Origin of the sequence: Propionibacterium sp. (genome assembly GCF_047719395.1) — a bacterium.
Classification (GTDB): Bacteria; Actinomycetota; Actinomycetes; order Propionibacteriales; family Propionibacteriaceae; genus Propionibacterium.
In genome coordinates this window covers 1-4,673 of record NZ_JBDNTB010000097.1, presented here as the reverse complement: position 1 = coordinate 4,673, position 4,673 = coordinate 1, and the positions used below count along the sequence as shown (strand labels likewise).

The window sequence follows — 4,673 nt, the reverse complement described above, 5'->3', positions numbered from 1 at the left end:
AGTTCTCCGAAGCCATCCGGGAAGCGCGGGATCGCATCGTCGTCATCGACACCGCGCCCAGCGGGCACACACTCCTCCTGCTCGACGCCACCGGCTCCTATCACCGCGAGATGCTCCACCAGCGGGGGGACGAGCTCGTCGCCACCCCGCTGACACGGCTCCAGGACCCCGACCACACGAAGATGATCATCGTCACCCTGCCCGAGACGACGCCCGTCCTCGAAGCAGAACAACTGCAACGCGACCTCGAACGAGCATCCATCACCCCCTGGGCATGGGTCGTCAACCGCTCTGTCGCCGCCGCCCATCAATCCTCCGGATTCCTCCGCACCATCGCGGACGGGGAACTCTCCCAGATCGGGCATGTCCAGCAGCTCACCGGACGCATGGCGGTCGTCCCCCTGCTGCCCACACCCCCCATCGGACAGGACAGTCTGCGCGATCTCAGCCAGACCTCCCCCCTGGCGGACTCCGCCGCCACTCGCTGACCACGGCTTCCTGGGAGCACACCATGCACCTGCTCATCATCGGCGGTTCCGATGCCGCCATCATGGCCGGCCTGCGCGCCCGCCAACTCGACCCGCACACCGACGTCACCCTGGTGGTCGCCGACCAGTACCCCAACTACTCCATCTGCGGCATCCCCTACCACATCGCCGGCGACGTGCCCGACTGGCACGACCTCGCGCACCGCACCCGGGCCGACCTCGAGGCAGCCGGGCTCAACCTGCGTCTTGGCACCCGCGCCACCGGCATTGACGCCGCCGCCCACACCATCACCGTGGCCACACCGGGCGGGAGCCAGGAGTCGCTCGGCTACGACAGGCTCGTCGTGGCCACCGGAGCTGGGCCGGCCGCCACCGGCATCACGGGCCTGACCGGCCCCGACGCACTCGGCCCCGCAGACGGGGTGCACCAGCTGCACACCATCGACCAGATGCACGCGGTTCAGCGCACCCTCGCCACCCGGCATCCCCGCCACGCCGTCATCATCGGCGCCGGCTACATCGGCCTCGAAATGGCCGAAGCCCTCACCCGGCGCGGCCTGGAGGTGACCATGCTGCACCGCGGCCCCGAAGTGCTCGCCACCCTCGACCCCGACCTCGCCTCCCTCGTCCACGACGAGCTTGCCCGACACGGCGTCCACGTCCGCACCAGCACCACCGTGCGCAGCATCCGACGCGGCGAGCACGGTCCGGTCGTCATCAGCGACGGCCCCGCAGGTGCCCAGGAGATCAGGACTGATCTCGTCATCGCTGTCGTCGGCGTCCGCCCCGACACGAGCCTGCTCACCTCGGCCGGAGCCACGACCGGACCAGGCGGAGCGATCGCCGTCGACGACCAGATGCGAACCGGCCTGCCCGACATCTACGCGGCCGGCGACGGTGTCACCACCAGGCACCGCCTGCTCGGCGACACCTGGCTGCCCCTGGGAACCACTGCCCACAAGCAAGGCCGCATCGCCGGGGAGAACGCCATCGGCGGCCACGCCACCTTCGCAGGCGTCCTCGGCACCCAAGTCGTCAAAGTCTTCACCCTGGTCGCCGCCCGCACCGGGCTCCGCGAGGCCGAAGCCCACAACGCCGACCTCCCCGCCCGCTCGGCGACCTGCACCCCCGACGACCACAAGGCCTACTACCCAGGCTCCCATCCGATCACCATCCGGCTCACCGGAGACCCCGCCACCGGCCAGCTGCTCGGCGGCCAACTCGTCGGAACCTACGGCACAGAAATCGCCAAGCGCACCGATGTGCTCGCCACTGCCATCTTCACCGGGCTCACCATCCCGCAACTCTCCGACCTCGACCTCGCCTACACCCCGCCCCTCGCCGCGCCATGGGATGCCATTCAGGCAGCCGCACAGCACTGGCAGTGATCCTGTGGAGACGAGCAGTGAGGAATCGCACGGCTCCGGGGAAGAGCGGATGTGCAGCCGAAGAATCAGTTCCTCATGCCTGGACGCTCTGCTGTGTGGCCGCGGCCCGGGGAATCATGACGCTCTCGTCGTCCACGACCACCGAGGCAGCATAGGAACGCTCGGGCGGTGCGATGCGGGCAAAGACATGGCTGCCGTCCGTCGCAGATGCCAGGGCAGCCATGACATGATCGATCACCTCGGTGCGCTCGACCGGGCCCAGGGTCCCAGGGGTCGAGTCGTCCATCAGGACCACCTCCGCTCCTCGTGCGCGAGCCTCGCGGGCCGCCTCGACGACGGGAGTGCCGGTGAAGAAGGCCCCACGGATCTCGTCCCGCAGTTCGGCCTCCAGCAACAGGCACTCGAGCCGGAACTCCGGGGACGGAGCAGGATCGGTGGCAATCCGCTGCAACACCGGATGAGCCCTCTGGGCCACTGTGTCCATCGCCTCGTGGGTGATCCTGATGGTTTCCTGCTGGGCATGCCGTAGCGCGGAGAGCTCGCCGACTCGCCGGTTGGCAAGCGCAGTCCTGCAGGCGAACCGGGCGGATGCCCACGCGATGAACGTCCAGGCGGCGGTTGAAATCACCTGGGGCAGGACCAGCGCGAATCCGAGCGAAACTGGCTGCCCGGTGTCCAGGACCCACCCGAAGGTCGTTGCGGCCATCGCAGCGAATCCGATCCATCCGGTCGCCGTGCGTTCCCGCATCAACGGCCCCCAGCACAGGAAGACGCACGCCCAGATCGACCATGTCGCGTAACCGGGCCAGCCCCCCACCCGGATCGACCACAGACACATCGAGTTGGCCACAGCGATCAGCACCACGACCACGACGCACACCCAACCCGGCAACCGGGACCGGGGCCACGACCGGACAAGGAGCCCGACGGCGATGACCACCACCACGAAAGCCCCGATCACTGGTACGAAAGAGGTGTACGCAGACCGATTCCCCAACACCTGGATCGCGCCCATCGCAAGGAACAGCACCGCGAGGATCCGCGCTGTCCTGGTCTCCAGGCTGGCTGCCAGCGGGAACTCCACATCGCTCGGCAGCTGTGCGTCCAGCTGCTGGAGCTCATCTCCACCTGCGTGTGCCCAGGCCGGGCCGGGCGACCAGGACACTGCGATGTGCGTGCCCCTGCCAGGGCTGGATCTCACATCGACCAGACCGCCCACGTCGACCACCCTCTGGCGGATCGAATGACGGATCCCGTAGCGGGAACGGGGTACCTGCTCGGGGATGAACCCCTGTCCGTCATCGTCGACCGACACGGTGAGTGCCCCGTCCACCACCTCGAGGCCGAGGACACGGCGCACCGGCCCCGGGCCACCGTGACGCACCGAATTGCGCACGGCCTCGATGACCGCATCGCCGAGGACCTTGCCGGTATCGCTCGGCACCAGGAAGTGGTCGTCTCGACGTCGTTCGATCCTGATGCCGGAATCCCATGCCCGGGCATCCTTGGTCATCGCGTCGAACAGCTCCTCCGTGGAGATGCTGTCCTCAGACGAGGACAGCTCATCTGAGGAATCGAGCGCCCCCAGGGCCGCGCACGCCGTCGAGCGGAGCAGCGGCGAGTCGGGCATCCCGGCAGCCACGGGCACCAGGGCCGCCAGGATGTGGTCATGGACGAATGCGTTGACGCGCAGCCGCACCAGCTGCCGGGCCTGCTCGTCGGCCAGGGCTTCGGCCTGTTCACGTTCCTGCGCCTCTGTCTGGTCGAGTTGGACCAACTGGACTCGCAGCCACGTGACCGCTCCCACGAACAGCAGTGTCGTCGACAGCACCTGCGCTGGCGCCTGGACGCTGCCGGGCCACAGTTCGCCGGTGATCGTGGACAGGGCCACCAGCAGCGCAGTCACCACCACACCCGCCCAGATGAAGCGCGCATGCACGCCGAAGCAGACGACGGCCATGATGATCGCGATGAATGCGCTCATCGTCACAAGAGTGCTCGCCGTCCCCTGCGCAGGAGATCCCAGGGAGCCGCCCACGGCAAGGGGCGTGCCGAGGAGCATGACGAAGCAGGCGCACACACCCACGCCGGTCCCCCTGATCCACATGCGGTCCAGGCGTCTGGGGACCACGCTGTCCGTCAGGATCACGGCACTGCTGTGATCCGGGTGCGGCGCTCGCCACGACCACGCCAGGGCGATCCCGGCCATGACGGCGATCACCAGCGGAAAGATGGCGAAAAATCCCAGCCACCATGCAGCGGGGGTACGCAGCCGGGGCGGAAGACTGGCAAGGTCCGTGTGCGTGATGAAGACAGTCAGGCTGCATGCGAGACCGGCGATGACGGCGAAGGCGCGCCGGAGGGGGCGCAGTGTGGGCGCACGGGTCATCGTCAGGGCCTGGTCGGCGTGGTGGCCCCGGAGTCGTGGTAGCTGACGAGCCCGTCCTCGGCGGCTCGGCGGAACAGGTCGACCCGCGAGTCGGCGGGCCGTCCGGCCTGGTGATATTTGGCGCGGATCCGTGCGATGTAGGTGTTCACGGTGCTGCGGGACAGGTTCAGGTGCCGGGCGACGGCCTCGGAGGTCTCACCGGCGGCATAGCGGATGAGAACCTGGACCTCGCCATCACTCAGGTGGGTCTGCACGAAGTCCTCATCGGCTTCCAGCGCCGCGGCCCAGTCGCGCCCGGGCTCGCCGCGTCCCTGCAGAGCCGCGGCGATGGCCGCGCCGAGGTGACGGGCCGGGGCCGCCTTGGGGGCGCTGGGCCGGGGCCCCGCCGCGCTCGCCGCCCGGCTGAGG

Annotated in this window: 4 protein-coding genes; 2 read left to right on the top strand and 2 right to left on the bottom strand. The window is 68.9% G+C overall.

The window, feature by feature from the left end; genetic code table 11:
- Positions 1-488 (top strand): ArsA-related P-loop ATPase (locus tag ABF648_RS11855; RefSeq protein WP_415632453.1); only part of this gene is annotated, 488 nt, incomplete at its 5' end.
- Between the two features lie 23 nt (positions 489-511).
- Complete coding sequence (locus tag ABF648_RS11850; RefSeq protein WP_415632452.1) at positions 512-1,876, top strand: FAD-dependent oxidoreductase; 1,365 nt, start codon at positions 512-514, stop codon at positions 1,874-1,876.
- Positions 1,877-1,949: 73 nt separating this feature from the next.
- Here ABF648_RS11850 and ABF648_RS11845 read toward each other — a convergent pair whose 3' ends face one another.
- Both ABF648_RS11845 and ABF648_RS11840 read right to left on the bottom strand, forming a co-directional pair.
- A complete protein-coding gene (locus ABF648_RS11845; protein WP_415632451.1) occupies positions 1,950-4,265 on the bottom strand; it encodes an ATP-binding protein in 2,316 nt (771 codons plus the stop codon).
- A 2-nt stretch (positions 4,266-4,267) separates the two neighbouring features.
- Positions 4,268-4,673, bottom strand: a 406-nt coding sequence (locus ABF648_RS11840) for a response regulator transcription factor (RefSeq protein WP_415632450.1), incomplete at its 5' end; no start/stop codon positions are given.